Source organism: Bacillus cereus group sp. BfR-BA-01408 (genome assembly GCF_022663305.1).
Lineage (GTDB): Bacteria > Bacillota > Bacilli > Bacillales > Bacillaceae_G > Bacillus_A > Bacillus_A pacificus.
On record NZ_JAKUFF010000279.1, the window covers coordinates 1 to 248 of the forward strand.

Consider the following 248-nt stretch of genomic DNA (forward strand, 5'->3'; position numbering starts at 1 on the left):
CGCTAGAGAGCTTAACTTCCGTGTTCGGTATGGGAACGGGTGTGACCTCTCTGCCATCATTACCAGACTGTATTCATTTAAGACAAGAATTATTGTAACTCATTTAACTTTGAAAGTCAACAAGTTTTTTATATTCTTTCAAAACTAGATAACATTTGCTACATATTATATGGTTAAGTCCTCGATCTATTAGTATTCGTCAGCTCCACATGTCACCATGCTTCCACCTCGAACCTATCAACCTGATC

At 37.9% G+C, this 248-nt stretch carries 1 rRNA gene; it reads right to left on the minus strand.

Annotation, left to right across the window (positions count from 1 at the left end):
• Positions 1 to 67, minus strand: a 5S ribosomal RNA gene (gene rrf, locus MR083_RS27295); the annotation flags it as partial.
• Between the last annotated feature and the right edge of the window lie 181 nt (positions 68 to 248).